Below are 24,689 nucleotides of genomic sequence, written 5' to 3' on the forward strand. Positions count from 1 at the left end.
ATATTAAATTATAAAAACTTAAAGTTATTAACATGAAAAGAATTCTCAGTCTAGCACTTATCGGCTTTGTTCTAGCATCTTGCGGTGGTGCTTCCAAAAAGGAAGAGAAAGCGGCCGATCAGGACCCGAATTTAATCACTTGCGAGGGCATCGGTAAAGTAAAATTAAGCTATAGCCATGCGGATCTTGAAAAGGAATTTGGCGCCGATAAATTGGCTGATACAACGAAGGAAGTAGAAGGTAAGAAAGTGAGCGTTACTAAAGTATTCAAAGATACACCTGAAGAAGTAACAGTATTTTGGGCAGAAACGACCGCTCCTTTTACCAAGGCGGTGAAATTGAGCGTATCGGATGAAATGGGACCCTATCAATTGGAAGAAGGTATTCGAGTAGGTTCCACATTAAAAGATATGGTAAAAGCAAATAACTTTTTGCCGGTTACGTTTACTAACTTTTATGCTAATGTGGATGGTTTTGCTCATATTGAGAGCTTCAATGACGGTGATTTAGGTCAGAAGTATCCTTGTTTAGGGGGTGTATTGGATATAGATAGAACCGATAACCTGGAAGTTACATTGCTGGATGAATTTAAAAAGGAGAATCCGGTCAAATCTAATCATAAGGCCATGAACTTTATCTATGCTAATGTGGTAGAATTAAGTGTTTCTGCCAAATAGATAGATCGCGATATATAATAGACATATCTTTGTTAAGCCGTTTGTTTACAAAAACAACGGCTTATTTTATTTCGTGGTAGAAAGGAATGTCTTCCAAGAAACGGTAGCTTTCGTTTTCGTGGTCAATAAGACAGTAATAGTGTTCTAAGCCGTTGCTCACAACCAGGTAAGGAACTTTATGAACCATATTGTATCGTGCGATCTGTTCGAATACGGCCTGCGTGATTTTTATTGAAGGAGCCTTTAGTTCTGCTATTAATAGGCGTTTACCCGAGGGATTAAAAACTACGATATCGGTGCGTTTCTGCAGTGAGTTTAATTTTAGTCCGCCTTCACTTTGAATCAATGCTTTAGGGAAACCCTTAGCTTGTATAAGATGTTGAATCCAATGTTGCCGTACCCATTCTTCGGGCGTTAATAAGAGATGTTTTTTTCTTAACTCATCATAAATGAACAGGCGATGTTCATCTTTGCTGAGTTTTAGCGGATAGGAGGGGAGATTAAGTGGAATGGGGCTTAACATAATGACCGTGTTTGCGGATGTCTTAAAGATACAAAGCTAGGGAGATTTTTTTAATTAGTTATAAGTTGTACGTTATATAGTTAGTAGTTAGTAGGGAGTAGTTAGTAGTTAGTAGGGAGTAGTTAGTAGGAAGTAGGAAGTATGACAGGTTCACTACTAACAGGTTCCCTTGTTCACTAATAAGGGAGTTAGTAGTTAGTAGGGAGTAGTTAGTAGGGAGTATGACAGGTTCACTGCTAACAGGTTCCCTTGTTCACTAATAGCAGTCGCAGCGACCGTATCAAAAACCTATGCTTATAGCTTACTGCTTATAGCTTACTGCTGATAGCTTACCGCTGACAGTTGTCAAACCTTAAAAATTATTGTTATTTTGCAGCGTGGTCTAGCCTATACCTAGGCTAATTGATAGTTCCCTGTTAGCCCATTAGATTAATAAAAGAATATGAGTGCATCTAACATTTTAGCCGATATCAATAAGAGAAAGCTGAAACCGATTTATCTTTTGCATGGAGAAGAAGCATACTACATTGACTTGATAGTCCATGCTTTAGAGAATAAGGTGCTGAGTGAAGCTGAAAAGGGTTTTAATCAAACGATTCTATATGGAAAGGATACAGACTGGGTCACGATCTTGAATACAGCTAAACGATATCCGATGATGAGCGACTATCAAGTTGTCATTATAAAAGAGGCTCAGAATTTAAAATGGGATAAGGCAGATGAGTTTTTTCAAGCTTATGTGGAGAAACCTTTAACAACTACCGTATTAGCTTTTGCGTACAAATATAGCAAGTTTGATAAGCGGAAAAAAATATACAAGGCCATTGAAAAGAGCGGGGTTGTGCTTGAATCCGCTAAGATTTATGATAATAAATTAGCACCCTGGATTGATGAGTATGTAAAGGAGCGTGGGATGAAGATCCATCCACAAGCTGCAGCGATGATGGGTGAATATTTAGGTACAGAGCTTTCGAAAGTAGCAAATGAGTTAGACAAGATGATGCTCAATGTGCCAAAGGATAGGGAAATAGGTGTTACAGACGTTCAAAATAATATCGGGATAAGTAAAGATTTTAATATTTTCGAACTGAATACCGCCCTGGGAAAAAAGGATGTCTTAAAGGTAAATCAGATCATCGATTATTTTTCTGCTAATCCGAAATCCAATCCGATTCCCGTCGTGATGGGATCGCTATACGGTTATTTTTCAAAAATCTTGAAATTTCATTATTTGCCTGATAAAAGCCAGCAAAGCGCTGCCAAAGAATTAGGGGTTCATCCCTTTTTTGTGAAAGATTATGAGTTGGCAGCCCGGAATTATCCGATTATGAAACTGTTTCATATTATTGGCTATCTTCGGGAGTACGATTTAAAGTCGAAGGGAGTAGATGCCTTTAATCTCGAAGCCGAAGATTTGCTGAAGGAAATGATGTTTAAGGTTTTACATTAATAAGGCTCCATCAAGAAATAAATAGATGAAAAAAGAAAGAAAACGACCGCAAGGAGAAATTAGGGATAGAGAGCGGACTAAATTAAAGCTCTTAAGTGCAGTGGGTCAAATAATACGGACGGAAGGCTACCAAGGCTTGGGCGTTAATAAGATCGCTCAAATAGCCGGTGTAAACAAAAAATTGATTTATAGGTATTTTGATAGTGTCGACAACTTGGTGGAGAAATATGTTCGGGAAAAAGATTATTGGGTCAGTTTTGTTGATAAAATAAATGTTGCAGATTCGTTCCAGCAAGATTTTGGGCAAGTGGCTTTGCCAAATTTGCTAACACAGCAACTCGATTTTTTTTTCGGAGCAGACGAACTGCAAAATATCGTACTTTGGGAAATCAGTAAACAAAGCTCGTTAATGCGCGAAATCGCTAATGCCAGAGAAGAGTTGGGCAGTGACCTTTTTCGGTTAACGGATCCATTATTCAGTGACACAACGGTAGATTTAAGGGGGATTGTTGCGCTACAGGTTGCAGGTATTTATTATTTGGTACTACATGCGAAAAACAACGGAAGCACCTTTTGCGAAATTGATGTGAATACGTTAGAAGGACGGGAACGTATAAAACAGGCTGTGACTAAAATTAGTAGCTGGGCATTTGACGAAGCTAAGAAATGTAAAAACAGAAAATAAACAGAAGGGTGTCTGAAAGTTTTTCGGACACCCTATTTATTTATTTCAACATGCTTTCGCGTTGCTTCTTTATTTCCTCACTATTGATATACTCATCATAGGACATAAGTTTATCAATAACACCTTTTGGGGTCAGTTCAATAATTCTGTTGGCTACTGTTTGTGTTAACTCATGGTCGCGCGAAGTAAATAGTATCGGTCCTCTGAAATCTTTCATCCCATTATTTAAAGCTGTAATAGACTCCAAGTCGAGGTGATTAGTGGGTTCGTCAAAAAGTAAAAAATTCGCCTTTTGTAGCATCATTCGCGAGAACATGCAACGCATTTTTTCTCCTCCGGATAGTACGGAGCATTTTTTCAGCACTTCTTCTCCACTAAATAACATTTTCCCAAGGAAGCCCCGTACAAATTGGTCATCCTGATCTGTTGAAGAGTATTCCCTCAGCCAATCAATAAGGTTTTCATTTTTCCCTTCAAAATAGGCAGCGTTATCCATAGGAATATCAGCTGTACTGATGGTGACCCCCCATTTAAACGCGCCTTTATAATCTTTATCCCTTCCGGTAAGTACTTCGTAGAAGGCGGTAGTTGCTAAGCTGTTTTCGGATAATATGGCAATCTTATCACCTTTGTTCATCATAAAAGATACCTTATCGAATAAGACTTCACCATTCGATACCTTGCCTAAGTTTTCTACCTGTAGAATTTGATCGCCTGGTTCTCTGTTCATTTCATTGAACATAATGGCTGGGTATTTTCGACTAGAAGGCTTGATTTCATCTAAATTGATCTTATCCAAGGCCTTTTTTCTACTTGTTGCCTGTTTTGATTTAGAAGCATTTGCACTAAATCTGCGAATAAATTCCTGCAGTTCTTTAACTTTATCCTCCAGCTTTTTATTCTGTTCTGCGCGTTGTTTTAAGGCCAGCTGACTTGATTCATACCAGAAAGTATAGTTACCGGTATAGATCGTCATTTTACTAAAATCAATATCGACAATATGCGTACATACTGCATCCAAAAAGTGACGGTCGTGCGATACGACTAAAACTAAACCTTGATAATCTGCCAAAAAGTTTTCTAACCAAGCGATTGTATCGATATCTAAGTCGTTGGTAGGTTCGTCCAATACCAGTATGTCCGGATTTCCAAATAGTGCCTGCGCCAATAGCACCCTTACTTTTTGGTTACCATCTAAATCCTTTACCAGTTTATAATGTAGATCTTCTGAAATACCTAGATTGCTAAGTAGGGTAGCGGCATTATTTTCGGCACTCCAGCCATCCATTTCAGCAAATAAGTTCTCCAGCTCGCCTGCTCTTTCTCCGTCTGCATCGGTAAAATCTTCCTTGGCATAAATGGCGTCCTTTTCCTTCATGATGTTGTAGAGCTCTTTATGCCCCATCATAACCGTCTCTATAACGGAATATTCATCAAAAGCATAGTGGTTCTGACTAAGAACGGCCATACGCTCTCCCGGCGTGATACTGACAGATCCGGTTGTTGGATCTACATCACCGGTAATAATTTTTAAAAAGGTCGATTTGCCGGCACCATTTGCGCCGATTATACCGTAACAGTTGCCCTGTGTAAATTTTAAATTAACTTCGTCAAATAAAACGCGTTTACCAAAGCGTAAAGAAAGATTTGAAACACTAATCATAGGGGGCAAAGATAGCGAATTGAAAGCGTAATGTGAAGAGGATAAGCTTAAAGGTGCACTCTATGATAATATTATCGCTGCACGGAATGACGAAAGAACAATTTCTGTTGGAAATATCCAAAAATGTGTCGAAGGTGAAAGCCACAGTACTGGCACAGCTCGCCATATCAGATCATTATACCATGTCCGACCTCTTGTCGCTTTGTTATCATCCGCAGAAAGCCATTGCTTTTCGAGCGGCCTGGATACTGGAATTTGTCGAAAACAAATCGCCTGACCGATTTATCCCTTTATTAGTCGAGTTTATTGAGCAACTTACGCATCAACATAATGCAAGTTGTCAGCGGCATTTTACGAAGATTTTGATGAATTATACCAATAGAAAAGCTAAAACGATTCGTAAAGAAGCTTTCAGTCACTTGACAACAACACATAAAGAACAAGTGGTAGAGCGTGTATTCGAGTGGCTGATCAAATCTGAAACACCGGTTGCGGTAAGGGTCAACTGCATCGAAATACTTTATAACCTCGTTCCTTTATTTCCGTGGATTAAAGATGAGCTAAACGCGCAAATTACTTTTTATTTAAAAGATGGTAGCGCTGCGATGCAGAGTAGAGGAAAAAAATTACTGATGAAATTGCTGGAAGCATCTTGAAAAAACTAAGATCTTTTTTCGATATCCTTATTTCAGTAGATTGACCTTATATAAATCTGTCCGTCTATCCTTCATGGTTTTTACCGTACCGTATTCATGCAGTTCTTTTAGTGCATAGAGATCCACGTCGGTTAATAAAACCATCTCTGCATTTGGTGTCGCTTCGGCTTTTACGCCATTGGTAGGGAAGGCAAAATCCGACGGAGTGAAGACGGCCGACTGCGCATATTGTATGTCCATATTGTTCACTTTTGGTAAATTGCCAACAGATCCGGCAATGGCCACATAACATTCGTTTTCGATCGCCCGTGCTTGTGCGCAGTTTCTTACCCGTGTATAGCCATTTTGTGTGTCGGTTAAAAACGGAACAAATAGGATTTTCATCCCCTGATCGGCCATGATCCTGCTTAGTTCAGGAAATTCGACATCATAGCATATCTGAATGCCTATTTTACCGCAGTCTGTATCAAATACTTGTACTTTGTCTCCACCGTACATGCCGTAATATTTGAGCTCGTTAGGTGTAATATGGACTTTGTTGTAGGCGTCGACTTTACCGCTTCGATGACATAAGTAGGTTGTATTATACAGACGATCATTGGCCGAAAGAGAAGGCATAGATCCTGCGATAATATTTACGTTATAGGAAACCGCCAAGCGCTGAATTTTCTCTTTGATTTCTTCAGTGTGTTTGGCCAACATGCGCATCGCCTCCCGTTCGGGTAAGTGGTTATAAGGCTCCATTAGGGGAGTGTTGAAAAACTCCGGAAAAAGCGCAAAGTCCGCACCATATCCGCTAACAACATCCACGAAAAATTCAATCTGATCGTAAAAGGCCTCAACATTATTAAAAAGGCGCATTTGCCACTGGATAAGACCTAAGCGAATGGTTTGCTTGGTAGGTGAAATCGAACTGGTTTTCGGTTCGTAATAGATATTATTCCATTCAAGTAAAGTAGCATATTCCAATGATTCACGGTCTTCGGGAAGATAGTTTTTTAGGATCTTTTTTACGTGAAAATCATTAGATAACTGAAAGGTTAGGGTAGGGTCATAGAGTTCTTTTTGTTTAACCTTTTCAATATACTGTTTGGGTGTAAGTGTATCCGCATGCTCATGATATTTGGGAATCCGCCCGCCGGCAATGATGCTTTTCAGGTTGAGCTGTTCACAAAGTTCTTTTCTCGCATCATATAGGCGCCTGCCCAGGCGTAAATCCCTATAGTCCGGGTGAACAAACAATTCGATACCATATAAAACATCGCCTTCAGGATCATGGGTGTTAAACGTGTATTTGCCCGTAATTTCTTCGTACGAATGCGTTCTATCTGTTTTTTTAGAATCGACAATAATCGATAAAGCGCATGCAACCACATGGTCGTCCACTTCGACACACAATTGCCCTTCGGGAAAGATGCTCAACAAATGTTTGATGCTTGATTTGGGCCATATACCGCCTGCTGTGCCGTGATAGGCTTCAACCATAGAGGTTTTTAAATCATTATAATCTGAAAGTCCAAGTGGTCTTATGATGATGTTCATTAGAAAAGTAAAAAGTAAAAATTCAAAAGCCTGCCTCCCGGAGGGATGGTAAAAACCCCGAAGGGCTCATTGATAGCTATCTTATGTCTTGATACTTATATCTTGCATTCCAACTAGCTAAAATAACGTATTTCCTTTGGGATAGTTTGCTTTTCCCAGATGCTTGTAGGCCAGTTCGGTACATTCGCGGCCTCTTGAAGTTCGCATAATATAGCCCTCCTGAATAAGAAAAGGTTCATATACCTCTTCGATCGTCCCTTCATCTTCTCCTACTGCAGTAGCGATGGTTTTCAGTCCTACCGGCCCTCCTTTGAATTTATCGATTATGGTCAATAAAATCCGATTATCCATTTCGTCCAATCCATGCTCATCAACATTGAGCGCGTTGAGCGCGTATTGGGCAATTTCCGTATCGATATTGCCATTTCCCTTGATTTGGGCGAAGTCACGGGTTCTTCGTAGCAAGGCATTGGCAATCCGTGGGGTGCCACGGCTTCTCCTGGCGATTTCATAGGCACCTTCTTCGCTGATTGGTGTCCGTAATATCCCGGCAGACCGAAGTACGATGGTTGTTAAGAGTTTGGCATCATAATATTGCAAACGCGCATTAATGCCAAAGCGGGCGCGAAGTGGCGCTGTTAACAAGCCTGATCGGGTTGTGGCCCCCACAAGGGTAAAAGGACTGAGGGATAATTGCACAGACCGGGCATTTGGTCCGGTTTCGAGCATGATGTCAATTTTGAAATCTTCCATCGCCGAATAAAGATACTCTTCTACTAAGGGGCTCAGGCGATGGATTTCATCAATGAACAGGATATCACCCACTTCTAAATTGGTAAGTAGGCCAGCTAGATCACCGGGTTTATCTAATACCGGTCCGGAAGTAATCTTAATGCCCACGCCCATTTCATTCGCAATAATATGTGAAAGTGTTGTCTTTCCTAATCCGGGAGGGCCGTGAAGGAGTACATGGTCTAACGCCTCGCCACGAAGTTTAGCTGCTTGAACGAAAATCCGTAAATTTTCCAATATTTTGTGTTGCCCGGTAAAATCTTCAAATGCCTGGGGGCGCAACACCTTTTCTACCTCTTTCTCCGTCTTGCTGAGGTGCTCTGCATTGGGATTTAAATGTTCGTTCATGTTGGAAGCTTTTAGCCGTCAGTTTTTAGTTATCAGCTGTCTGCTTTAAGCCGGTGGCCGATAACTGACAGCTGATTGCTGATAACAAAAATACTAAAAAAATTAGAGGTTTTAGGGCCTGTTGTATTTTCTAAACCAACTGTTAACTTTCATCTGTATAACACCGAAGAAGGCCTCCCGAAAGATTTTGGTACTCATTTTTGATGTACCTTCCGTTCTATCCGTAAAAATGATCGGAACTTCCACTACTTTAAACCCATACTTCAAGGTGGTGAATTTCATTTCTATCTGGAAGGCATAGCCCACAAATTTGATCTTGTCGAGCGGTATAGTTTCGAGTACCTTGCGTTTGTAACACACAAAACCGGCGGTGGCATCACGAATGTCGGTCCCGGTAATCAATCGTACGTACCCCGAAGCAAAATAAGATATTAACACCCTTTTCATAGGCCAGTTTACCACGTTTACCCCTTTGATGTAACGTGATCCAATGGCCAGGTCGGCTCCTTCGATACATGCCTCCCGTAGGCGGATAAGGTCATCCGGATTGTGTGAAAAATCAGCGTCCATCTCGAATATATACAGATAATCTCTTTCTAGACACCAATTAAATCCATGGATGTAAGCCGTACCCAGCCCGAGCTTTCCTCTCCGCTCTTCTAAATGTAGGGAACCGTTAAACACTGCTTGTAAACCCCTTACAATATCAGCCGTTCCATCAGGCGATCCATCGTCAATAACTAAAATGTGATAAGGAAAAGAAAGCGAAAACACTTTGCGGATAATCCTTTCTATATTCTCCTTTTCGTTGTAAGTGGGTATAATAACGATGCTGTCTGACACGGCTTCTTTCCAGTTTTGGTTTTCAAATTACGAAAATAAGGAAATATTATGAGCTATCAGTTTTCGGCTATTAGATTTCAGTAATGTCTCGTTTCTGTTGCTGATAGCCTATTTCCGATAGCTCATTCCAATTATTTTACACCGTGCATCATCTTTTTTAGAATTCCTGAAATAAGAAACAGTATAAGTGCAGCTGTGCCGGAAAGCGTTACGAAAACCATGAAAAATTCATATAGATTATGAACGGTGAAGCCTACAAAAGTTGGGTAAACAATATCAATTTTCTCTTGCGCTAATATAGCCACTTGCTCTGCCGTCGGTTTTACGGCTCCGTCCAATATTCCCTGTAGGTCAATCCCTTTAGACGCGGCAAATTCGAATTTATCCCCTGTAGGAGGAATCAACGCTCCCAAAGTACCTGCTAGGGCGTAACCTGCTGCATTGCCTATAAACCACACGCCCATCAGTAGGGATGAGAAACGTTTAGGTGCGAGCTTGGAAACCAGCGATAACCCGATTGGAGAGAGGCACAATTCACCTAGTGTATGGAATAAATACATAATGAATAGCCAATGAACAGCCAGCTTGCCGGTCAATCCAATCTTGGCAACTTGAACGGCAATGATGTAGTAACCAATGGCTAGTAACAAGAGTCCGATAGCCTGTTTAACAGGAGAAATTGGCTCCAGATTACGTTTTTGCAACTTTAGCCAAAGCCAGCTGAAAGGAAGGGCAAATATGATGATGAATATGGAATTGGCGTTTTGAATAAAACTAGGCGGAAGCTGATAGCCCAAGAAGTTTAAATCAGTCTGTTTATCGGCAACGAAGGTTAGCGATGAGCCCGCTTGTTCGAAAGCTGACCAAAAGAAAATGACGAAGAATGCGATGATGTACATCACTACAATACGATCGCGCTCTATTTTGGTAATGGTTTTATCCGTTAATATCAGAAAAGCTAAGCTTAAGGCCGAAGCGTATATAAAAGGGTAGACCCAGCTTTTAATGGGATTTGGATCGAGTGAAAGGAAGTGAAAAATAATATACAGAACTACCAATACCAACAGGGATGCCACAATTGAGCCTGTCGTAAATTTTGCCTTTTCCGATTCTTCTTCCGCTTGCTTATGATCGGGATGAAAAGAAGGTTTGGCACCAACAGGCTTTCCATCGGGTGACGTTACGTATTTGTTCTTCAGGAAAAAAAAACATAACGGTACCCAAAAACATCGCTAAGCCGGCCGCCAGAAATCCCCATTTAAAGGCTTCGACCACACGCACGTCACCCACCTTAACGTCACCCAGGAAAGGGCATACAGACATCCCGAGAAATGCGCCTACATTGATACCCATGTAAAAAATGGTGAAAGCGGAGTCGAGCCTGTTATCTCCTTTATTGTAGAGTTGGCCTACCATCGAGGAAATATTGGGTTTAAAAAAACCATTTCCAACGATAATAATAGCTAAAGCAGTCCACATCACAAATTTTGCAAGATCGAGATTAGATGCATAGACTGATCCGCTAAAGAATAGGCACAACTGGCCAATACCCATAATTGCTCCACCTAGTAGGATACAGTTTCTGTTTCCCAGATAACGATCTGCAATATAGCCTCCAATCATGGGAGTCAAATAACTTAGACCGAGAAAACCGCCATAAACAATTGAGGCATCTTTGTCTGAAAAAGCAAGCGCGTTAACGAGAAATAATGTAAGTAACGCCCGCATCCCGTAAAAATTAAAGCGCTCCCACATTTCCGTGGTGAACAGTACATAAAGTCCTTTGGGATGACTTTGCTGGTTTGATTGTGGTTCTTGTGATAATGTTTTCGTTTGATTCATGTTGTTGATTTGTTTAAAGGTTGATTTTAAACTTATTACAATGTTGGTTTTTTGTTTTTTGTGTGACCTTAGTGTATTTAATAAATGGCGCAAGATAGCTAGACCGCCTCATTATAACAAAATTTATCTGCTAATAATGGAAAAAAACAGAATAGAAATTCTTTCGACCCTGCGCCATCTCGATCTTATATTTATAAGTTTTTCATTATAAAATCAGTCATTTTACTATATAGGTGAATGCTGGTGTTGCCACCGTGAATTCCATGGTTTTTATTAGGATAGTAAGCTTGTTCAAAGGGCTTATTAGCTTGTATTAGCGCTTCGGAGAACATAATGCTGTTTTGAAAATGCACATTGTCATCACCGGTACCGTGGATCAAAAGGAATTTGCCCTTTAAACGATCTGCGTAATTGATAGGAGAGTTGTCGTCATATCCTTGCGGATTTTCTTGTGGGGTACGTAGGTATCGTTCGGTATAAATGCTGTCATAATAGCGCCAGGTAGTGACGGGGGCAACCGCAATAGCGAGCTTGAAAATATCGGCACCTCTGGTAATACAGAGCGATGCCATATAACCACCATAGCTCCAACCCCAAATACCGATTCTTTCAGGATCAACATAAGGCTGTTTGGATAACCATTTCGCCCCTTCAATTTGGTCTTCCGTTTCAAGTCTGCCTAAATTGAGATAGGTTGATTTCTGAAATTCTTCACCTCTGAAACCGGTTCCCCGATTATCTATACAGGCCACAATGTAGCCTTTTTGTGCTAAGTAATAGAACCATAAACTTCTGGATCCGGTCCAGGAATCGGTTACATTTTGGCTCCCCGGGCCGCCATAGACATACATTAGGACCGGATATTTTTTACTTGGATCAAAATCAACCGGCTTAACGAGATAGCCATTTAAGTTGATGCCATTTGCGGTTGAAAATTGAAAGAACTCCGAACCTTTTATGCCGTATTGGTCAGCGATTTGTTTGGCTTTCTTATTATCTTCCAACACACGTACAAGACGGCCATCCTTGTCATTTAATGTGATATAGGCGGGCGAATGGGTATCGGAATGATTTAGAATATAATAACTAAAATCGGTACTAAAGGTGGCACTATTGGTGCCTGGGGAGTTACTAAGTTGTTTTTTGTTTTTACCGGTTACATCAATGGCGTAAATATCACGCTGAAGAGGTGATTTTTCGGTCGATTGATAATAAGCGGTTCCGGTTTTTTCGTTGACACCATATAATTTGGTAACAAGCCATGCGCCTGCCGTTATTTGACGTATCTTGTTTCCGTCCATATCATAAAGATAAAGATGGTTGTACCCGTCGTGTTCGCTTGTTAATAAGAATTGCTTGCCATTTTGTAGGAAAGTGAGGTCGTCATTGACATTAATATAGTATTTGTTTTCCTCCGTGAGTACCACTTTCGAAGTGCCGGTGGTTACATCCGCAAATAGGTAGTCGAGCTTATTTTGGTGCCGATTCATGCGCAACACGCAAAGCAAATTTGGGTTTTGCGTCCATTTTATGCGAGGAATATACTGGTTTTGCTCATTCCCAACTTCAATGCGTGTTGTCTTCCCATCTGCCAATTGATAACAATGTATGCTTACAAGCGAATTTTTCTCTCCTGCTTTTGGATATTTATATTGATACTCGCGTGGATACAATTGCTCGAATATCGTCATCGAGTATACCGGCACCTCGGTTTCATTGAATTTATAATAAGCAATTTTTTTGCTGTCAGAACTCCAGAAAAAGGCCTTTGCAAAAGCAAACTCTTCTTCATACACCCAGTCAGCCCCACCGTTTATTATCTTGTTGGAAGCCCCATCTTGGGTGATTTGCACTTCTTGTAGGTTAAGCAGGTCTTTAATAAAAATATTATTATCACGTACAAAGGCTACTTTACTACCATCCGGTGAAAAAGTGGCAAACTGCTGTTTTCCTTTTGAAGACACTTCCGTAATTTTCTTTGAAGCTAGATCAAAAACATAGTAATTGGCTTTTGATGATCGGCGATAAATCGGTTCACTATCGGCAGCAATAAGCACTTTCGTTTCATCCTGATTAAAATCTGTACTGAGTGGCAGCTTTTTGCCTTTAAATATAATATCCTTTTCGGTATAGATCGCTTCGACAATTTTACCGTCGCGGTAGTTGCTTTTGGCTACATAAGCGATTTTAGTTTCCGGATTGCTTTCTATCGATACATATGTTTTTCCATCTCGAAGTGAACGTAAGCCGCTCACCGTTTTGGTATCAAAGGTGCCCTTCTGAAAAATATCCTCAAGTGTTATGTTTTTAGGAGATTGGGCAAGCGCTGTACTTCCCATAAGCATCAATATGATTAAAGGTAGTTTCATTTTATGGTATTATAAATATGTAATTTGTCTTTGCAAGGTTTAGTATGCTATTCTGAGTTCTTTGCTATAGCGGTGTTATTAATAGATATTGTTTTAATGAGACAGCAAACATGGCGTCTAAATTACAAAATATCATAGGAAATCTAATTATTGTAATAGCATTGTTGAATTTATACCAATGCAAAGCGCTTAAAGAACGCTTAGTTTTCATTCTTCAGTGGTAAGTCCTCTTCCAATATCAGGTAATCGGTTTTGATCTTCCATGCATCGTAGCTCATGTCAGGGCCATAGTGCTCAAATTGCCCCTTCAAGGATGGTGTGGCTGGTGCTAGGTGATCCATTACGATCCGATCTTTGTCCTTTTCGTACTTCATTAACATCGTAGCACGGGCATTATAACTATAAATCAACCGGGAGGCCGTAGCAAATGCAGGGTCTTTGAAAATTTTCTTACCAAATGCAACGGAAGATTCAGTAAGATGAAGTACATCAATTACTTTCTGTGTCACCTTAGGTGTTGTGCCGCGCCAACCCAATAGTAGGTAATGCTGAGGTAAACCCTTCATGGGAATTATATCATAATATTGGGCCCCGTACCAATTGTTATTGTCTAGAGAGGCTTCCTCCGGTTTATCTATAAGAGGAGATTTGTCAACCAGTGCCTTTAAACTGAGCGATCCATCTTTTGTTCGCCATTGGATTGCTCCGTAATATCTATAGGAGCCGTCATTTAATCGGATATGCCATGAAAAAATGCGGAAATTGTTTTTCGGCTCTCTTCGAATGGCTATCATCTTTAAGGTATCCAGGTTGGTATCGTCGATCGAATGCGGACTTTTTAAGTATTGGACTAAGGTTTTAATGAATATGTAATTGGCTTGCAAACGCTCCGGTTCGTTGGTTTCGTTATACATTTTGTAACCCAAGTGGTTCAAGCTATCGAGTAACACATGATTGACTTCGATCGTTTGAGCCCTTAAACCTGATATGTAAATGATTGATATAAAAAATAAAAGTAGCGGTGCCCGTTTAGCATTTAGTTGCATATTTTCAATTTCAAGCTTTACTATTATGACAATCGTTCAATTACGAGTGCACTCGCACCGCCTCCGCCATTACAAATTCCTACAACGCCGAGGTTTCCGTCTTCCTGTCGCAGAACTGATAGCAGTGTTACCAAAATACGGGCACCGGAGGCACCCAGTGGGTGCCCGAGCGACACAGCACCTCCATAAATATTAACCTTTTCGGGATCAAGTTGAAGAAGCTGATTATTTGCGATCGATACCACAGAAAAGGCTTCATTAATCTCATAATAATCAACTTCCTTTGCCGATACCCCGGCTCGTTCTAAAGCTAGTGGAATTGCCTGTGCCGGGGCGGTAGTAAACCATTCCGGATCTTGCTGTGCGTCCGCATAGCCTAAAATACGGGCCAGCGGTTTAACACCAAGCTGTTCGGCCTTTGTTTTGCTCATGAGCACCAGTGCTGCAGCGCCATCGTTTAGTGTAGAGGCATTGGCTGCCGTAACGGTGCCTTCCTTCTGAAAAACGGGTTTTAATGAAGGAATCTTGTCGAAAAAAACATTGTCTATTTCTTCATCGGTGTCAATAGTTGTTGAATTTCCTTTTTTATCGGTTACCTCAAGAGGTATGATCTCCTGTTTGAACTTGCCATTCCGTTCAGCTTTTTGAGCTCGTTTATAAGAACTAATAGCATATTGATCCTGTTCTTCTCGGGAAATTTTACAAGAAGAAGCACATAATTCGGCCGCTGACCCCATATGGTAATCATTATACACATCCCACAGACCATCTCTGATCAAGCCATCAATTGCCTGTTGATGGCCTAATCGATACCCTGTTCGAGCTTTATCTAGATAATAGGGTACATTGCTCATGCTCTCTGTGCCGCCGGCAATGATGATATCTTGATGACCTAAAGCTATGCTCTGAGCAGCGAGCATTACTGCTTTTGTTCCGGATGCACAGACTTTGTTGACCGTTGTTGCAGGAATATTTCCCAGTCCAGCCAATTTAATGACCTGGGTAGCCGGAGCCTGCCCTAGATTGGCTGATAATACATTACCGATATAAGCTTCCTGTATGTCGTCGGCTAATAGGGAGGCTCTTTTTACCGCTTCTTTTACGGCAAGTCCCCCCAATTGTGTAGCTGTAAAGCCGGCAAGACTGCCTCCGAAACTACCAATAGGCGTTCGAGCAGCAGAAACAATGTATACTTCGTTTGTCATGTGGAATGTATTGGTTATGAAGACAAGATAGTCAAAATCTAAATTTTTTGCTAGTCATCCGAACTTTTATTGGTATCATCGGTTTTTCGCCGCATCTTTTTCCGCGTGCGGAGTGCTTCGTGTAATATATACTCGATTTGACCATTGGTGCTTCGAAATTCGTCGGCGGCCCAAGCTTCTAATTCTTTCAGCATATCCGAATTGATTCGTAAAGCAAATGCCTTTTTATCTCCCATAATACATCAGCTGGCGAATGTCTCGCTACTTTTAATTATAAAGTGTTCCGGTATTGACTACCGGAGAAACGCTCTTCTCTCCACATAATACAACCAATAGATTGCTCACCATGGCTGCTTTACGTTCCTCATCAAGTTGCACGATATCTTTAGCAGATAATCTTTCCAATGCCATTTCAACCATTCCTACAGCGCCCTCTACGATTTGCTTTCGAGCAGCTACCACTGCGGTAGCCTGTTGTCTTTGTAGCATGGCACTGGCTATTTCGGGCGCATAAGCCAAGTGTGTTATCCTTGCTTCGATAACGTCTATACCGGCCCTTTCCAGTCGTTCGTTAAGTTCTCTTTCGAGCATTTGGCTAACCTGTTGTGCGCCATCTTTTAGCGTGATAGTTGCTTCTTCGTCTTCAAAGTTATCATATGCAAATAAATTGGCCAAATGTCGTACTGCAGCTTCGCTTTGCACTTGAACGTACTGAATGTAATCGTCAACTGCAAATAACGCTTTTGCGGTATCTTTTACCATCCATACCGTAACGGCTGCTATTTCTATCGGATTTCCCAATTTATCATTTACTTTCATTTTATGCCCGTTTAGGTTGCGCGCTTTTAGTGATACTCTCTTCCTGACCGCAAACGGATTGATCCAAAAGAAGCCTTCCTTTTTCACTGTTCCGATATAATCTCCGAAGAGAATCAGCACGTTTGAGTCGTTCGGATTAATAACCGTAAGACCTTTAAGGATCGCCAACGAAATCGGAATGCCAAGAGCAACCATCCAAGTGTTATTGTACATGGCGCCGGCAAAGATCGCAATTGCAACAATCAAAAGCACAACAATAGCTATATAGCCTGATACCGCAGTAGTAGATTTTTCTTCTTTCATGATTTTCATGTTTTATAATGATATCACAATGATATCAAAATAAAATGAAAAAATCAAAAAAAGAGCTCGCGTTAACAGGATAAAATATTCATAAGAATAGACCAAAAAAAACCTTCGTTAATATAAGTCTCTTGTTAAATGTCTTGTGTTTGGCGCGCAAAATTTTATGGGCATCGCCCTATATAAAACAATTTTCTATAAGTTTGTATTAGGTTTTAAAGAAATCAAATCAAAAAAGTGTCAAAAAATAGAAGGACTCCATCTGTATATTCAAATAATCCGGCCGTTTTTAAATATGGGATATGGTGCTCAGCGTCATCGTTATCTGCATATTTTTACCAAAACAACCGCGGTTTAGGTTTGAGTACGAAAAGGGTAAAATATGGATGCACGAAGATTTAATCGCACCCTATAATTTTGCCATCCTTAAAACGCCGAACGAGATAAGGGCAGATCGAGAACAAGTGCTTGAATCTGTATATCCCGTTTACGATAACCATACAGAAACCAAGGGGGAGGAGACTGAACGCTTTTTAGCTGAATTTGAAGGAAAGTGGAAGGGAAGTGGGCAGGAAGATCGGGAGATGGGGCTCTATAGTCAAACAGTTACGCAAATTTTAGCACATATTTATGATCGTGGAGTTATTGGACTGACTAAAAAGTTCCAAACAAAAGGAGAGCATTATAATTTTAATCTGGTAACGAATAATATAACGGAAAAAAAGAACACAGCGGAAGTATATACCAGAGAAACTGCCTTAGCCTATGCCAACAGTATCATCGATTCTAAAAGCAGTATAACTGAAAAAGATTGGTTAAAAAGCTTAGTAGGCGATTATATACAGCCCAATTACGTTTACAATGAGCGTCTTACGGATAAACTGATTGCCGAGGCTATTAATAATATATCTACTACTCGGGGGATGGTTCAACGCGGAGAGTTGATAGTAGCAAACGGCAGTATGGTGAATAACGAAGTTTTTCAGAAGGTCGAATCTTTGCGAATGGCTTATGAAGAAGAAGCAAAGATAGGTGGGGATAGAAATGTGGTGGTGATCGGGCAATTTCTAGTAGTAGGATTGGTTGTCACCTTGCTAATGGTTTTTCTTTATCTCTTTAGGATTGACGTATTTTCCAATAATCGTCTATTGTCCTTAATTTTATTGGTGGTTACCGGAATGTTGATCGTTTTATCATGGTCCCTTAAATTAAAGCTGTCAAGTTTATACTACATTCCGTTCTGCATCGTGCCGATCATCGTTCGCATTTTATTTGACACGCGTTTGGCGCTCAATATTCATCTTCTCATGGTGTTGGTATCGGGTTTCTTTGTGCCTAACAGTTTTGAATTTGCCTTTTTACAAGTAACTGCCGGGATGGTAAGTATATATAGCATTAAGACATTGATTAAAAGAGAGCAATTTCTGATTTCATCGGTGATTATTTTGCTTACCTATTTTGTGGCGTATCTTGGTATAATCTTAATCCGGGATGGTTCGATCGAAGATGTAGGTTATGCTTCGTTTGTTCCATTTATTGTCAGCGTTGGCTTGACCTTGTTAGCGTATCCGCTTATTTATGCATTTGAGCGACTATTTGGTATCACATCGGACGTAACCCTTATGGAGCTCACCAATACCAATTCTTCCCTATTGCGTGAATTATCCTATAAGGCACCGGGTACTTTTCAACATTCATTACAAGTTGCCAATTTAGCCGAAGCGGCCATTTATAAAATTGGCGGAAACGCCTTATTGGTAAGAGCAGGTGCCCTCTATCACGACATAGGTAAAATGCAAAATCCGCAATATTTCATTGAAAATCAGACAAAGGGATATAATCCACACGATGGGCTAACCTTTGAGCAAAGTGCTCAGATCATTATTTCACACGTAAGTAAGGGCATCGATATGGCGCATAAACACCAACTGCCGGAGTCGATCATTAGCTTCATTCGGACACATCATGGAACTACCCGTACCGATTATTTCTATAATGCTTTTATTAAAGCGCATCCTGATAAAATCGTTGACGAGCAAGTTTTCCGTTATCCCGGGCCCATTCCTTTTTCAAAAGAAACTGCCGTTTTAATGATGGCCGATTCGGTAGAGGCGGCTTCCCGGAGTATTAAGGAGCCTGATGCAGAAAATATAAGTAACTTGGTCGATAAAATTATTGATGGTAAATTAGCGCAAGGTCAGTTGCGAAACAGTAATATAACGCTACAGGAGGTAGAAGCCATTCGAGCCATATTTAAGCGAATGCTGATGAGTATTTACCATGTGCGGGTAGATTACGATGTGAAAAAGACGAGAGAAGTTGAATAAGTCGCTCGCAAGCAAACTTGGTAATAGCCATTAAACACAAAAACCCGACTTCATCGGGTTTACTATTGTTTGGCGGTGAGGGCGGGATTCGAACCCGCGGTACCGTTTCCAGTACGACAGTTTAGCAAACTGTTCCTTTCGGCCTCTCAGGCACCTCACCTCCCTTTTGGGATTGCAAACCTAATACAAAAAATTATTATTTCAAATTTTCTGAATACCAAATCCAAACATTTTTTTTATCAATATGCTATCATTTTGGAGGTCAAGCTGATAAAAAAGGAAAAAGGAATGGCGCCGTGCTTTCAAAGTCAGGGGGAAAGCACTTTACTATCGTCTGTTGATCATATCCGACAACCAACTTGTTTACTTAACCTACATTTCGGTATAAAATTTATAATACAATTCTATTAGTTAACTAATTATATTGATAGAACGTTTCGCAGTAAATTTGTTTGTATTAATAAAGTTATTATGTCAATAAAGAAAATATTTATTACAGGTGCTACAGGCTATATTGGAGGATCAATAGCTAAGTTATTAGTAGATAAGGGATATAAGGTTTCGGGGTTGGTAAGAAAGGAAAGCGACACAGAGAAGCTAAAAGAGCTTGGCATAAATCCCGTATTGGGCACGCTACAAGATGCACCGCTGTTGAGAGAAGAGAGTAAAAAAGCAGATGCAATTATCCATGCTGCCGATGCTGATGATCCTTATGTCATCGATACTTTTTTACAGGCGCTTAAAGGAACGGATAAAACATTTATCCATACTTCTGGATCCAGTATATTGGGAAATAAGGAAAATGGAGAAAAAAGTAACTTCATATACACAGAAGATATTCCGTTGGATGCGCGCTTTGAAAAGGTACATCGCGTAATTATCAACAATCATATTATTAAATCGGCACAACAAAGAATTCGTAGTATTGTGATTGTACCAACTATGATCTATGGAGAGGGGTTGGGGCTAAAGAAAGAAAGTATACAGATCCCCATGTTGCTAAAGTTATCAAAAGAAAGAGGTGCCGGCGTTCACATTGAAAGTGGCGAGAATATTTGGTCTAATGTACATATTGAGGATTTGGCAGAACTTTATCTGAAAGTGCTTGAAAAAGCAAAAGCAGGCTCTTACTTCTATGCAGAAAATGGAGAGTCCTCATTGCGAGATATTGCGCTTTCTATTAGTAAGAGAATAGGTAGGGAGGGGCAGCTGAGTTCTATTAGTATAGATGAAGCTGTATCCCACTTTGGATCAGAAGGCGCTTACTTCGCGTTAGGATCAAATAGTAGATGCAGTTCCGATAAAGCTAGACAGTTATTGGGATGGACGCCAAACTATTCTTCGATACACGATTTTATTTAAAGGTTGAATGGGCTATTTTCTTCATTATTGTACAAAATGATTTGGTATCATCAGTAAATAAATTATTTTTGTGGCACATTCAGGGAAATTAGCTCAGTTGGTTCAGAGCACTGCCTCGACAAGGCAGGGGTCACAGGTTCGAGCCCTGTATTTCCCACTTATTATTATTTATCGTTCTCTTCTTTGTATCCTTCTTTCACTGAAAGTTATTGAACACATTTTTTGACTGCTATGCATGAATATGTTTTTTGCGATAGACTAGAAAAAGTGCTTTAATAAATGTTAAATAGACATCAAAAATAGTCGTTTCTATAAATTTAGCCTACCTTTGTGGCAACTAATCAAGAGAATGCATATGGATATAAGCCTTTCCCCAATTTATAAAAGCCTTTCGTTCGTTTTATTTTTATTAGCTCCCTTTATCGCTTTGGCCCAAGATACAGAAGGGAATCTCTTTCCTGATGGAACAAAAATTCCTAAATGGTTTTCTGATACTTCCAAGGTTCCGTTAGAAAAGTTGGGAAAGCCCTATGTGATCACAGATTTTGGTGTTTCTGCGGATAGCACGATTGTACAAACGAAAGCTATTCAGCAGGTGATAGATCGAGCAGCAGAAAACGGTGGCGGTGTTATTATAGTCCCTAAAGGAACGTTCATGAGCGGTGCTTTGTTCTTTAAGCCTAAAACCCATCTGTATGTTGCTGATCGTGCTGTTTTAAAAGGCTCTGATAATATTGCCGATTACCCTAAGATTCCCTCAAGAATGGAAGGACAAAACCTCGATTATTTCGCAGCGTTGATCAACGCTTATGGAGTAAACGGCTTTACTATATCCGGAAATGGGGTGATTGATGGGAATGGACTTAGGTATTGGGAAGCATTTTGGAAAAGAAGGGAAGAAAATCCAAAATGTACTAATTTAGAAGTTTCACGGCCTAGATTGGTATTTATTTGGAAGTGCAATGATGTGCAGGTACAAGATGTCAAACTGAGAAACGCCGGTTTTTGGAGCAGCCATTATTATCAATGCCATAATGTTAAAATTTTAAATGTACGTATTACTTCTCCGCATGCGCCGGTCAAAGCACCAAGTACGGATGCCATTGATTTAGATGTTTGCACCAATGTGCTAGTCAAAGGGTGTTATTTGTCGGTTAACGATGATGCCATTGCGCTGAAAGGAGGGAAGGGGCCTTGGGCTGATCGCGATCCCGGTAATGGCGGAAACTACAATATCCTTATTGAAGATTGCGAATTCGGTTTTTGCCACGCTGCTTTAACTTGTGGAAGTGAAGCTATTCACAATAAAAATATCCTGATGCGGAATTGCAGCGTGAACGATGCTAAAAGACTGTTATGGTTGAAAATGCGACCGGATACACCGCAAAAATACGAATTTGTGACAGTGGAGAATATAAAGGGAAATGCTTATAGTCTGATTTATGTAAAGCCTTGGACGCAGTTCTTCGATCTGCAAGGGAGAAAGGATGTACCGCTGTCATATTCGGAAAATATTACCTTACGGAATATAAATTTGACTTGTGAGGTCTTTTTTGATATAGACGTAAATGAATACGATAAATTATCAAAATTTACCTTTGAACATCTCAATATCACAGCTAAGAATGCGAGCTATAACAAGGGCTTGGTTCAAGATCTTTCCTTAATCGATGTGAAAGTAAACGAGCTGACGATACGTTAATAGATAGTAGAGAAATTCAACCTTGTGCTAATAATGCCGCGGACTTAGGTGCGTCCAAGTGGAATGTATTTTAATACAAACACCATAACGTGTAGTAAAGCAAAATCCCTGCTAATTAATGCCTATTTATATTGGATATTTCAAAGAATTTTGTAACTTTGTAATTCAAAGTACTTTTATGAAGGAAAAAGACCTGATGGCGGAATTAAGCTCCATCCGCAGTTTAATGGAACGTTCTGCCAAATTTATATCGCTCCATGGTTTATCCGGTGTCCTAGCGGGCATTTACGCGCTTATCGGTGCATATATCGGATACCGATTAGTTTATCGGACCGATAACGGCATGACTTATGACAATTATTCCCTGCACGATCAGGAAACTATTAGCAAGCTTGTGGTAGTCGCCGTCTTGGTACTCATACTGTCAATTACTACCGCGGTCGTATTGAGCGCACGAAAAGCGCAACAACGTCATCAGAAGATCTGGAATACAGCAAGTAAGGCCTTATTGCTCAACGCAGGCATACCTTTATTAACGGGGGGGCTTTTAATTCTGATTTTATTATATCGAGGCTATTTCGGAGTGATCGCGCCAGCTTGTCTTATTTTCTACGGCTTGGCATTGATTTCCGGTAGCCATTATACATTTAACGATGTGAAATGGTTGGGTATACTGCAAGTGATTTTAGGTCTTTTTGCAGCAATGATGCCTGGATATGGGTTATTATTCTGGGCAGGTGGCTTTGGAATCCTTCATATAATTTATGGTTCGGTAATGTATGCTAAATACGATAGGGCAAAATAGTGTTAGAACAATTTAATAAAGCATTTGAAAGTCGTATACGCTTGCAGATCATGAGCGTATTAGCAGCAAATGAAAGTTACGACTTTAGTTCGCTCAAAGACTTATTAGAAGTAACAGATGGTAATCTTGCTTCGCATTTAAAGGCGTTGGAAAAGGAAGAATACATATCCGTTAATAAAAGCTTTATTGGGCGCAAACCCAATACTCGTTATGAGGCAACGCAAAGAGGGTTAGAAGCCTTTAAAAAGCATTTGGAATCACTGGAAAAGCTTATTAAACAACAAAAATAATTTTTTTATCTGTTAACTTTGAAATACAAAGTACTTTTAATCTAAAAAAATGGAAAATCAAAAAGAAAAAAATGGCTTACTAACTTGGTTAAGGAGGTCTGCAACAGCAAAATTAGCAATGGTTGGTTTCCTCAGTTTGCTATTACTTATCCCTTCTTCATGGGTAACTGATCTTATCCGTGAACGGCAAGGGAGGCAGAAGGAAGTCATGGACGAAATAGCAAAAAGCTGGTCAGGTAACCAAAATGTAATCGGTCCTATTTTGGTTATACCATATACGGCATTTCAACGGATCAAAGATGATAAAGGCAATATTACTATTGAAGAAGTTAAACAACATGTATTTCTAATGCCTAATAATCTCCACGTCCACGCAGACGCTCTACCGCAGCTTCTACATCGCGGAATATTTGATGCGGTCGTTTATAATGCGAAAGTATCGATTAAAGGTGACTTTGAAGAATTGGACTTAAAGAAATTAGGTATTGATCCGCAACATTTATTATGGGATAAAGCCCAGCTTCTGGTAAATGTACGAGATGTTAAAGGGCTTAAAGAGATTCCAAAGATTAATTTGGGCGATACAACGGTTGCAATGGAACCCAGCTTTTCTGATGTACGTGTCTTCAAAAATAGTCTCGCCAGCGCTATCGATTTAAGTAAAAAGAGAAGTACCCAACGTTCTTTTAGCTTTGAACTCCAGCTTAGAGGAAGCGAAGGGTTTTCTTTAACACCTATTGGAAAGAATACCCATTTTGAATTAACCGGGAAATGGAAAGACCCTAGCTTTATCGGTAGCTATTTGCCCGAAACACGGAATATTTCTGACTCTTCTTTTGCTTCCCAATGGAACATTCCTCATTTTAATCGTCCTTTCCCTCAGCAATGGGTGGATAATGATGGCGCTCGCTTAAGCGACGCTGAATCCGGAAATAGCTGTGGGGTAAATTTCCTGTTACCGGTAGACCAGTATCAGAAAAACATGCGTTCTGCAAAATATGCCATGTTAATTATTCTGCTTACGTTTGTATCGCTGCTATTTACCGAGTTTATAACAAAAAGCTTTGTGAATATTGTGCAATATGTGTTGATTGGCTTGGCGATGGTGGTTTATTATACATTGCTTTTATCTTTTAGCGAGCAGCTTGGTTTTACATGGGCCTATATCATTGCCTCTTTGGCTACTATTATATTAATTGGTTCTTTTATTTCCACTATTCTTAAAAAGGGGAAATCTGCTATGCTGTTAACCGGTATTCTTGCGGTTTTTTATATTTTCATATATGTTATAATTCAACTGCAGGAAATGGCTTTGTTGGTGGGGAGCATTGGCTTATTTATTGTAATAGCCATGCTCATGTATGCTTCCTCCAAGATTTCTTGGGAAAATAATGATTAGCGGTGTCTAAAGGTACCATCGAACCGTTCATTTCGATCATA

General features: G+C 40.1%; 22 protein-coding genes and 2 tRNA genes. 11 read left to right on the forward strand and 13 right to left on the reverse strand.

The annotated features are described in order from the left end of the window. The first annotated feature begins 32 nt into the window (after positions 1-32). Positions 33-677, forward strand: coding sequence for a hypothetical protein (locus tag QT327_RS18170; RefSeq protein WP_149105366.1), 645 nt, complete (start codon positions 33-35; stop codon positions 675-677). 61 nt (positions 678-738) lie between these two features. On the opposite strand, the gene QT327_RS18175 is transcribed toward QT327_RS18170, so the two are convergent. Further along, positions 739-1,200: a type I restriction enzyme HsdR N-terminal domain-containing protein gene (locus QT327_RS18175; RefSeq protein WP_013665739.1), complete on the reverse strand. Its 462-nt coding sequence runs from the start codon at positions 1,198-1,200 to the stop codon at positions 739-741. A 442-nt stretch (positions 1,201-1,642) separates the two neighbouring features. Here QT327_RS18175 and holA point away from each other — a divergent pair, with 442 nt between their 5' ends. Then, positions 1,643-2,650: a DNA polymerase III subunit delta gene (gene holA, locus QT327_RS18180; protein WP_013665740.1), complete on the forward strand. Its 1,008-nt coding sequence runs from the start codon at positions 1,643-1,645 to the stop codon at positions 2,648-2,650. A 25-nt stretch (positions 2,651-2,675) separates the two neighbouring features. Continuing rightward, entirely contained in the window at positions 2,676-3,335 is a 660-nt protein-coding gene (locus tag QT327_RS18185) for a TetR/AcrR family transcriptional regulator (RefSeq protein WP_013665741.1), read from the forward strand. Between the two features lie 40 nt (positions 3,336-3,375). On the opposite strand, the gene QT327_RS18190 is transcribed toward QT327_RS18185, so the two are convergent. Beyond that, positions 3,376-4,998 (reverse strand): ABC-F family ATP-binding cassette domain-containing protein, encoded by a 1,623-nt coding sequence (locus QT327_RS18190; protein ID WP_289553623.1) that lies wholly within the window; start codon positions 4,996-4,998, stop codon positions 3,376-3,378. Between the two features lie 62 nt (positions 4,999-5,060). On the opposite strand from QT327_RS18190, the gene QT327_RS18195 reads away from it, so the two are divergent. Beyond that, entirely contained in the window at positions 5,061-5,654 is a 594-nt protein-coding gene (locus QT327_RS18195) for a HEAT-like fold family protein (protein ID WP_289553625.1), read from the forward strand. A gap of 27 nt (positions 5,655-5,681) precedes the next feature. On the opposite strand, the gene QT327_RS18200 is transcribed toward QT327_RS18195, so the two are convergent. The 10 genes from QT327_RS18200 to QT327_RS18245 all read right to left on the reverse strand — a co-directional run bounded on the left by QT327_RS18200 (position 5,682) and on the right by QT327_RS18245 (position 16,763). Continuing rightward, positions 5,682-7,196 carry a carbon-nitrogen hydrolase family protein gene (locus tag QT327_RS18200; RefSeq protein WP_013665744.1) on the reverse strand — a complete coding sequence of 505 codons (1,515 nt, stop codon included), beginning with the start codon at positions 7,194-7,196 and terminating at the stop codon, positions 5,682-5,684. A gap of 117 nt (positions 7,197-7,313) precedes the next feature. Beyond that, complete coding sequence (gene ruvB / locus QT327_RS18205) at positions 7,314-8,336, reverse strand: Holliday junction branch migration DNA helicase RuvB (protein WP_130856965.1); 1,023 nt, start codon at positions 8,334-8,336, stop codon at positions 7,314-7,316. 111 nt (positions 8,337-8,447) lie between these two features. Then, the gene (locus QT327_RS18210; protein WP_289553627.1) at positions 8,448-9,179 is read right to left on the reverse strand and encodes a polyprenol monophosphomannose synthase; all 732 of its coding nucleotides are present in this window, start codon (positions 9,177-9,179) and stop codon (positions 8,448-8,450) included. A 131-nt stretch (positions 9,180-9,310) separates the two neighbouring features. Beyond that, complete coding sequence (locus tag QT327_RS18215; RefSeq protein WP_289553629.1) at positions 9,311-10,255, reverse strand: POT-type proton-dependent oligopeptide transporter; 945 nt, start codon at positions 10,253-10,255, stop codon at positions 9,311-9,313. A 49-nt stretch (positions 10,256-10,304) separates the two neighbouring features. Continuing rightward, on the reverse strand, positions 10,305-11,021 hold the full coding sequence (locus QT327_RS18220) for a peptide MFS transporter (protein WP_289553630.1): 717 nt from the start codon (positions 11,019-11,021) through the stop codon (positions 10,305-10,307). 191 nt (positions 11,022-11,212) lie between these two features. Next, positions 11,213-13,390, reverse strand: coding sequence for a S9 family peptidase (locus QT327_RS18225; RefSeq protein ID WP_289553631.1), 2,178 nt, complete (start codon positions 13,388-13,390; stop codon positions 11,213-11,215). Positions 13,391-13,590: 200 nt separating this feature from the next. Beyond that, the gene (locus QT327_RS18230) at positions 13,591-14,436 is read right to left on the reverse strand and encodes a hypothetical protein (RefSeq protein ID WP_289553633.1); all 846 of its coding nucleotides are present in this window, start codon (positions 14,434-14,436) and stop codon (positions 13,591-13,593) included. Positions 14,437-14,459: 23 nt separating this feature from the next. Further along, positions 14,460-15,641, reverse strand: coding sequence for an acetyl-CoA C-acyltransferase (locus QT327_RS18235; protein ID WP_289553635.1), 1,182 nt, complete (start codon positions 15,639-15,641; stop codon positions 14,460-14,462). Between the two features lie 50 nt (positions 15,642-15,691). Next, positions 15,692-15,877 (reverse strand): type II toxin-antitoxin system antitoxin, encoded by a 186-nt coding sequence (locus tag QT327_RS18240; RefSeq protein WP_149105371.1) that lies wholly within the window; start codon positions 15,875-15,877, stop codon positions 15,692-15,694. Between the two features lie 31 nt (positions 15,878-15,908). Beyond that, on the reverse strand, positions 15,909-16,763 hold the full coding sequence (locus QT327_RS18245) for an SPFH domain-containing protein (RefSeq protein ID WP_289553636.1): 855 nt from the start codon (positions 16,761-16,763) through the stop codon (positions 15,909-15,911). 386 nt (positions 16,764-17,149) lie between these two features. Here QT327_RS18245 and QT327_RS18250 point away from each other — a divergent pair, with 386 nt between their 5' ends. Continuing rightward, positions 17,150-19,090 (forward strand): HD family phosphohydrolase, encoded by a 1,941-nt coding sequence (locus tag QT327_RS18250; RefSeq protein ID WP_289553637.1) that lies wholly within the window; start codon positions 17,150-17,152, stop codon positions 19,088-19,090. Positions 19,091-19,160: 70 nt separating this feature from the next. On the opposite strand, the gene QT327_RS18255 is transcribed toward QT327_RS18250, so the two are convergent. Next, positions 19,161-19,250 (reverse strand) — tRNA-Ser (locus QT327_RS18255). A 311-nt stretch (positions 19,251-19,561) separates the two neighbouring features. Between QT327_RS18255 and QT327_RS18260 the strand changes: the two genes are divergently transcribed. The 6 genes from QT327_RS18260 to creD all read left to right on the forward strand — a co-directional run bounded on the left by QT327_RS18260 (position 19,562) and on the right by creD (position 24,648). Beyond that, the gene (locus tag QT327_RS18260) at positions 19,562-20,452 is read left to right on the forward strand and encodes an NAD-dependent epimerase/dehydratase family protein (protein WP_130856977.1); all 891 of its coding nucleotides are present in this window, start codon (positions 19,562-19,564) and stop codon (positions 20,450-20,452) included. Between the two features lie 82 nt (positions 20,453-20,534). Further along, positions 20,535-20,609, forward strand: a tRNA-Val gene (locus QT327_RS18265). 198 nt (positions 20,610-20,807) lie between these two features. Continuing rightward, the gene (locus tag QT327_RS18270) at positions 20,808-22,154 is read left to right on the forward strand and encodes a rhamnogalacturonidase (RefSeq protein ID WP_289553638.1); all 1,347 of its coding nucleotides are present in this window, start codon (positions 20,808-20,810) and stop codon (positions 22,152-22,154) included. A gap of 178 nt (positions 22,155-22,332) precedes the next feature. Next, entirely contained in the window at positions 22,333-22,959 is a 627-nt protein-coding gene (locus QT327_RS18275; protein ID WP_289553639.1) for a hypothetical protein, read from the forward strand. Further along, positions 22,959-23,249: a winged helix-turn-helix domain-containing protein gene (locus tag QT327_RS18280; RefSeq protein ID WP_289553640.1), complete on the forward strand. Its 291-nt coding sequence runs from the start codon at positions 22,959-22,961 to the stop codon at positions 23,247-23,249. Before QT327_RS18275 ends, QT327_RS18280 begins: the two co-directional genes overlap by 1 nt. 49 nt (positions 23,250-23,298) lie before the next feature. Next, positions 23,299-24,648, forward strand: a complete 1,350-nt coding sequence (creD, locus tag QT327_RS18285) for a cell envelope integrity protein CreD (RefSeq protein WP_013665758.1) — start codon at positions 23,299-23,301, stop codon at positions 24,646-24,648. Positions 24,649-24,689 lie beyond the last annotated feature (41 nt).

The organism is Olivibacter sp. 47 (assembly GCF_030372825.1).
GTDB lineage: Bacteria > Bacteroidota > Bacteroidia > Sphingobacteriales > Sphingobacteriaceae > Olivibacter > Olivibacter oleidegradans.

Coding starts and splice junctions, on each gene's coding strand:
- QT327_RS18170 (WP_149105366.1), top strand. CDS start 33: ATGAAAAGAATTCTCAGTCTAGCACTTATCGGCTTTGTTCTAGCATCT.
- QT327_RS18175 (WP_013665739.1), bottom strand. CDS start 1,200: ATGTTAAGCCCCATTCCACTTAATCTCCCCTCCTATCCGCTAAAACTC.
- holA (WP_013665740.1), top strand. CDS start 1,643: ATGAGTGCATCTAACATTTTAGCCGATATCAATAAGAGAAAGCTGAAA.
- QT327_RS18185 (WP_013665741.1), top strand. CDS start 2,676: ATGAAAAAAGAAAGAAAACGACCGCAAGGAGAAATTAGGGATAGAGAG.
- QT327_RS18190 (WP_289553623.1), bottom strand. CDS start 4,998: ATGATTAGTGTTTCAAATCTTTCTTTACGCTTTGGTAAACGCGTTTTA.
- QT327_RS18195 (WP_289553625.1), top strand. CDS start 5,061: ATGATAATATTATCGCTGCACGGAATGACGAAAGAACAATTTCTGTTG.
- QT327_RS18200 (WP_013665744.1), bottom strand. CDS start 7,196: ATGAACATCATCATAAGACCACTTGGACTTTCAGATTATAATGATTTA.
- ruvB (WP_130856965.1), bottom strand. CDS start 8,336: ATGAACGAACATTTAAATCCCAATGCAGAGCACCTCAGCAAGACGGAG.
- QT327_RS18220 (WP_289553630.1), bottom strand. CDS start 11,021: ATGAATCAAACGAAAACATTATCACAAGAACCACAATCAAACCAGCAA.
- QT327_RS18225 (WP_289553631.1), bottom strand. CDS start 13,390: ATGAAACTACCTTTAATCATATTGATGCTTATGGGAAGTACAGCGCTT.
- QT327_RS18230 (WP_289553633.1), bottom strand. CDS start 14,436: ATGCAACTAAATGCTAAACGGGCACCGCTACTTTTATTTTTTATATCA.
- QT327_RS18235 (WP_289553635.1), bottom strand. CDS start 15,641: ATGACAAACGAAGTATACATTGTTTCTGCTGCTCGAACGCCTATTGGT.
- QT327_RS18240 (WP_149105371.1), bottom strand. CDS start 15,877: ATGGGAGATAAAAAGGCATTTGCTTTACGAATCAATTCGGATATGCTG.
- QT327_RS18245 (WP_289553636.1), bottom strand. CDS start 16,763: ATGAAAGAAGAAAAATCTACTACTGCGGTATCAGGCTATATAGCTATT.
- QT327_RS18250 (WP_289553637.1), top strand. CDS start 17,150: ATGCACGAAGATTTAATCGCACCCTATAATTTTGCCATCCTTAAAACG.
- QT327_RS18260 (WP_130856977.1), top strand. CDS start 19,562: ATGTCAATAAAGAAAATATTTATTACAGGTGCTACAGGCTATATTGGA.
- QT327_RS18270 (WP_289553638.1), top strand. CDS start 20,808: ATGGATATAAGCCTTTCCCCAATTTATAAAAGCCTTTCGTTCGTTTTA.
- QT327_RS18275 (WP_289553639.1), top strand. CDS start 22,333: ATGAAGGAAAAAGACCTGATGGCGGAATTAAGCTCCATCCGCAGTTTA.
- creD (WP_013665758.1), top strand. CDS start 23,299: ATGGAAAATCAAAAAGAAAAAAATGGCTTACTAACTTGGTTAAGGAGG.